General features: G+C 36.9%; 5 protein-coding genes. 1 reads left to right on the top strand and 4 read right to left on the bottom strand.

Going from position 1 to position 5,040, the window contains the following annotated elements; genetic code table 11:
• The 4 genes from ACJML3_RS05740 to potA all read right to left on the bottom strand — a co-directional run.
• On the bottom strand, positions 1-605 hold a 605-nt coding region (locus tag ACJML3_RS05740), incomplete at its 3' end, for a ribose-phosphate diphosphokinase (RefSeq protein ID WP_406021410.1).
• A gap of 204 nt (positions 606-809) precedes the next feature.
• Positions 810-1,691: an ABC transporter permease subunit gene (locus ACJML3_RS05745; protein ID WP_406021412.1), complete on the bottom strand. Its 882-nt coding sequence runs from the start codon at positions 1,689-1,691 to the stop codon at positions 810-812.
• Positions 1,691-2,572, bottom strand: a complete 882-nt coding sequence (locus ACJML3_RS05750) for an ABC transporter permease subunit (protein ID WP_406021415.1) — start codon at positions 2,570-2,572, stop codon at positions 1,691-1,693. Before ACJML3_RS05750 ends, ACJML3_RS05745 begins: the two co-directional genes overlap by 1 nt.
• Positions 2,573-2,665: 93 nt before the next feature.
• Positions 2,666-3,823: a polyamine ABC transporter ATP-binding protein gene (gene potA / locus ACJML3_RS05755; RefSeq protein ID WP_406021417.1), complete on the bottom strand. Its 1,158-nt coding sequence runs from the start codon at positions 3,821-3,823 to the stop codon at positions 2,666-2,668.
• Between the two features lie 407 nt (positions 3,824-4,230).
• Here potA and ACJML3_RS05760 point away from each other — a divergent pair.
• On the top strand, positions 4,231-5,040 hold an 810-nt coding region (locus ACJML3_RS05760), incomplete at its 3' end, for an iron-containing alcohol dehydrogenase (RefSeq protein WP_406021414.1).

Here is a 5,040-nt window from a genome sequence, read left to right on the forward strand (position 1 = left end):
GATACGTTTGGACGTGGACGACGCTTGTCGATAATAGCGATATCAGCATCGTTTAATAACTTAGAAATAGCACGTGCTCTTACAACACCACCCATATCAGGTGAAACGATGCAAGGATTCTTTAATTCAAGATTCTTCATGTCTTCTACAAAAAGCTTTGAAGAGTAGCAGTTATCAACAGGAACATCAAAGAAGCCCTGGATCTGCTCTGCATGAAGATCAACTGTTAAAACTCTGTCTACGCCAACAGATGATAACAAGTCAGCTACAACCTTTGCAGTAATAGGCACACGAGCAGAACGAACACGTCTGTCCTGTCTTGCATAGCCAAAATATGGAATTACAGCAGTAATACGACCTGCTGATGCACGGCGAAGTGCATCGATCATAACTAATAATTCCATCAGGTTGTTGTTAGTAGGTGCACATGTAGACTGGATAATGAAGGTGTCACAGCCACGAACGCAGTCGTTGATCTGTACATGAACTTCACCGTCTGAGAATGTGTCTACGGTTGCATCTGATAGGGTTGTGTAAAGACATTTTGCAATTTCGTTTGCAAGTTCTGGTGTTGCATTACCAGCAAAGAGTTTTAAATCAGACATAAAAATCTCGATTAGTTAACAAAGAGGATGCGCATATTATATACGAAAATTTTTGAAAATCTAAAAAATGTGACAGAAAAAACACTTTAAACTATAAAAAGGCATAAATAAGCCATCTATATTTTTTCAAAATATAAGAATTTTGTATACAAAAAAGCCTGTATCAGACAAATACTGCTACAGGCTTGATTTTAAAAATTTCTATTAAGAAATATGTATTGCAGATTCTCTTCTTCTTGCTGCAGCAACCAAAGCAGCGTTTCTTGCCTTTCTCTTCTGTTTTCTTACTGTAAGAATCCAGGATACAAAAGCAAACAATGAAACTACAAGAACAATTACTGATGCTAAAGCATTAATCTCAGGTGACAGACCACGTCTTACGCTTGAGAAGATGAGCATTGGAAGTGTTGTTGAGTTCGGACCTGCTACGAAACTTGTAATAACAAGATCATCCATAGACATTGTAAATGACAGTAAGAATGCAGCAACTTCAGCAGGCATGATTGCAGGCAGAATGATTACAAAGAATACCTTCATTGGTCCTGCACCCAGATCCTTTGCCGCCTCTTCAATTGAAATATCAAGTTCAACAAAGCGTGAACGGATCACAACGGTAGCATAGGCTGAACAGAATGTCACATGAGCAATCCAGATGGTGATAAGACCTCTGTCTGAGAATACAGGGATCAGATCTCCTAATGTTACAAACAATAGCAGTAGAGCAAGACCAGAAATAACCTCAGGCAGAATCATAGGTGCTGTCATGAACAGTAAAAATGCACTTTCACCTGAGAATTTGCGAATTCTAACCATTACAAAGGCAGCAAGAGTACCAATGATAACTGATGCAATAGCACTCAAGAATGCAAGCAGAAGAGATATTCCTACAGCAGTTATGATAGCTGAATTATGGAACAGAGCGTTGTACCACTTTAAAGAAAACTCTGTCCAAACTGTAACCATCTTGGATGCATTGAATGAGTATACAACCAGTGTCATGATTGGCAGATATAAAAATATCAGTGTTAAAGTCAGAATGATGACTCTAGCAAGCAGAGACTTGGTATCTTTCTTAAAATGAAACATTATCTTATATCTCCCTTGCGCTGATTCTTAAAGAACCAGATGATTGGTATTGCCATAACTGTCAGCATAGTAATTGCTACAGCAGAAGCCAGTGGCCAGTCTCTGTTGTTGAAGAATTCCTGCCATAGAATTCTACCGATAAGAATTGAATCTTTACCGCCTAGAAGTTCAGGAATTACGTACTCACCGATTGCAGGAATGAATACAAGCATTGAGCCTGCAATAATACCGCTCTTAGTCTGTGGTACAAGAGCCTGGAAAAATGTCTTTACTGGTTTGCAGCCTAAGTCCTGTGCAGCTTCAATAAGTGAGTAGTCAACCTTCATTAAAGCAGAGAATAAAGGAAGAACCATATATGGAAGATAACAGTAGACAATACCTATATAAACAGCCAGATCTGTTTGAAGAAGCTGTATTGGAGTGTCAATAACCCCAATTGTCATGAGAATATCGTTGATGATGCCATCACGCTTTAAGATGGTCATCCATGCATAGATTCTTACAACAAATGATGTCCAGCTTGGCATGATTACAAGAATAAACAGAATGTTTCTTGTAGCACTTTTTGCAGTGGCTAATGCCCATGCAATAGGATAGCCGATTACAAGACAGAGTATTGTTGAAAAAGCTGCAACCTGAATGGATTTGAGATAGGATCTCATATAGGTTCCATCAGGATCTGTAAAGATATTTGTATAGTTTTCAAGATGCAGAATAATCTGCATTGCACCTTCTTCAAATGTAATAATTGGAGAATATGGTGGAATCGCAATCTCAGTAACACTAAAAGAGATCTTGAAAATAATTAAAAATGGAATTAGGAAAAACAGAATCATCCATACATAAGGTACGAAGATGATTGCTCTTTCTCTAAAGCTCATCCTTTTTTCTGGAACAAATCTTGGTGGTGGACGATGTCCCTTTGAACCAGGTCTTTTTATTGCATTTAAACTAACTACAGCCATTTTTATCTCTTAGAATGTAAGTGCGATACAGGACTCTGGATCCCAGCTTAGATAAACCTGATCATCCCAGGTTGGGAAACCAACATTGAAACGGTCTACATTAGGTAGAGTTGCTGTAATGATTCTTCCTGATGGAAGACGTACATAATAGATTGAAATATCACCAAGATAAGCAATATTCTCAACAATACCTGCACACCAGTTTGATTCCTGTTTTGGCTCCTCGTGAGAGATATATACCTTTTCTGGTCTCATAGCTATAGACAGTGGCATACCGTCTGCAATATCGATATCGTGCTGAAGTTCGATTGGTCTTGGGAAGTCCTGACATGAAATAACAGAATGCTTTAGATTTGATGCTGTTAAGGTACAGTCGAACATATTTACAGAGCCGATGAATTCTGCTGAGAATCTGCAGTTTGGATTCTCATAGATTTCACGTGGTCCACCGATCTGAACAAACTCACCTCGGTCCATGATTGCAATTCTGTCAGCCATTGTCATGGCCTCTTCTTGATCATGTGTAACCATAAGGCATGTAACACCAACAGAATTGATGATGTCTACAAGCTCAAGTCTCATCTGTTCACGAAGCTTCTTGTCAAGAGCACCCATTGGCTCATCTAATAAAAGAAGTCTAGGCTCTTTTGCAAGAGATCTTGCAAGAGCAACACGCTGGCGCTGACCACCTGATAGCTGATATGGCTTTCTGTCCTCGTACTCTTCCATATGAACAAGTTTTAACATTTTTTCAACTCGCTCATTGATAACATCACGTGACAGATGTTCTTGCTTAAGACCAAAAGCGATATTCTGTCTTACTGTCATATATGGGAAAAGAGCATATGACTGGAACATCATGTTGAGTGTTCTCTTATAAGGTGGCAGATCAACGATGTTCTCCCCATCAAGAATGATCTGACCGTCAGATGGATGCTCAAATCCTGCTAACATTCTAAGTAATGTTGACTTTCCGCAGCCAGAAGAGCCTAAAAGAGCGAAAATCTCACCTTCATATATTGTTAAATCAACATTATTAACAGCTGTGAAATTAGAGAAGTTCTTTGTTAATCCCTTAATTTCAAGAATTGGTTTTTTGTTCTGCTCAACAGGAGATGCTTTCTGACCTGGTTTTTCACCTGGTAGATGAGTCTGTTTTGCATAGATATTTTCACCAGGTACATTTTTGTATCCCTGAGTTACTGTGGTAGATGCGTTATTTGAAGTTGAATCGTTCACGCTGCAATCTCCAATTGACAAAAATCAAAACAAAATTTTTTTTGCTATCTTAAAGGAAATATTTCAAAAAACAATACATAAATCACTAAGATTTTGTAAAAATATTCACCTGTGTTTTCTTTATATTCCAAATACCTTGACTGATAAGGTTTCTAGCATGTTTACAGAATAAAAAAAAATTAAAAAAAATATGTTGTTTGTCACATACAGATCTATTGAAGAATAATATAAGTTGTCTTTGAAAAATTGTTTATTGCTATTTTCATTTTTGCTGATATATTTCTAAACTAGTAATAATTAATGCACTTTACAGATAGTATACTCAGAGCAAGTTTATGGACCACTATAATAATCTTATAAAAACCAATATTCTTTTTGGTGATAATGAGGAAAATGGCGTTGGCAGACAGATTAAGTATCAGGGTGGTTCAAAGGTACTTCTTTATTATTCAAAGACATCAGCTAAGATTTCAAATCTTATTGATAAGGTTAAGCGTTCTTTAAAGAACTCCGGTCTTGAGGTTGTAGAGCATTTATTCAATGACAGTGATCTTATAAACTGTATATCTGATGGTATTAAGCTTTGTTCAAATGAGCATGTGGATTATGTTCTTATTGTTGGTGGTGCAAAGCTATTTTCATCAGGTAAGATAATTGCCGCTGCAAGTGCTCATTCTAAGAATCTTTTTGAACTTTTCAAATTAGATACCGATATAGAGATTTCTTTGCCTGTAGGTATCATTTCAACAACAATCTGTGGCGGACTTGCTCTTGATAATTTTGTAAGTCTTCAAAGAAAACTTGATGATAGTACATGTATCTATCATGAATGCCGTTCTGATATCTTTTATCCTGAATTTGTTATCTATTCACCAGAGCTTTGTCAGTATGACAATGTAAGCCTTGAATATTCATTAGTAAGAATATTCTCAATTATGACTGAAAGATTCTTTTCAAATAACAAGGCTCAGCTTTTATCAGAGAATACCGTTTTAGTCATGCTAAAGACCGTTCTTGCATCATATGAGAAACTAAAAGAGAAGAATAATGATGCACAGGGACTTTCAAATCTGATTTTTGCAAGCATTAATGCTCATATAAATCCGATGTTCAATATAACAATAGACTCTGCAACAAGAACTCTG

It is taken from the genome of Succinivibrio sp., from assembly GCF_045124615.1.
Taxonomy (GTDB): Bacteria; Pseudomonadota; Gammaproteobacteria; order Enterobacterales; family Succinivibrionaceae; genus Succinivibrio; species Succinivibrio faecicola.

Bases quoted from the DNA above. Each gene is read 5' to 3' on its own strand.
- ACJML3_RS05745 (WP_406021412.1), bottom strand. From the start codon at position 1,691: ATGTTTCATTTTAAGAAAGATACCAAGTCTCTGCTTGCTAGAGTCATC.
- ACJML3_RS05750 (WP_406021415.1), bottom strand. From the start codon at position 2,572: ATGAGCTTTAGAGAAAGAGCAATCATCTTCGTACCTTATGTATGGATG.